Raw genomic sequence first — 887 nt, forward strand, 5'->3', positions numbered from 1 at the left:
CACAATATGCTCTTGAACGACTTTATGTTCTTACTAAAGATGTCAATGCTTCTATGGCAACTGATGTTGGACAGCATCAAATGTGGATTGCACAATATTATTACTTTGACGAATAAAACCATTGAATGACTTCTTGTGGTCTTGGAACTATGGATTATGATTTGCCTGCTGCTATTGGTGTTCAAATCGCACATCCTGATGCACTTAATTTTATGTATTTCTAGTGATGCTTCAATTCAGATGAATATTCAAGAATTCGTGACGGCAGTGCAGCACAATGGACCTGTAAAAATTTTTATTTTAAATAATCAGTAGATGGGCATGGTTCACAAGTGGCAGCAGTTGTTGCATGGTAATCATCTTTCTCATTCTTATACAGAATCGATGCCTGACTTTGTGAAATAGGCACAAGCTTATAGGGAGGGATATTGGTATTCATTGTTCCAAATCTGATGAACTTGATGGTAAAATATAGGAAATAATTGACTGTGATAAGCCAGTTCTCTTCGATTTCTGTGTTGATAATTTAGAAAATTGTTTCTAATGATCCAATCTGGATGTGCACATAATGATATGGTTGTTGCCTGATGAGGCTCATGATAAAACAGTTGCAAATGCTATTCCTGTTGAAGGGCAATAATTTTGTATAAGGAGTTTGTAATACGATGGTATGGATTTAAACTTTTGCTTTAGTTACTTTCTTCATTTTAAATATGACTCAGCAGAAGCTACATAAGTAGATTATTTTAAGTTTATTTGTAGATAGTGATTTTGCTGTTCGTATTGTTTTTCTGTAAGGTGTTTTGCTCAAGAAGCATGAGTTTTTATTGAGGTGTCTGATACAAGTTTGTGTAGGTACAAGATTGAAATTGTGAAAGCGTGTTGTG

At 34.5% G+C, this 887-nt stretch carries 1 pseudogene; it reads left to right on the forward strand.

What is annotated here, in order from left to right:
- Nucleotides 1–640, forward strand: a pseudogene (locus ACFIK8_RS10500) (thiamine pyrophosphate-dependent enzyme); the annotation flags it as partial.
- Between the last annotated feature and the right edge of the window lie 247 nt (nt 641–887).

The sequence above is a fragment of the Bartonella sp. MR168JLCBS genome (genome assembly GCF_042194175.1).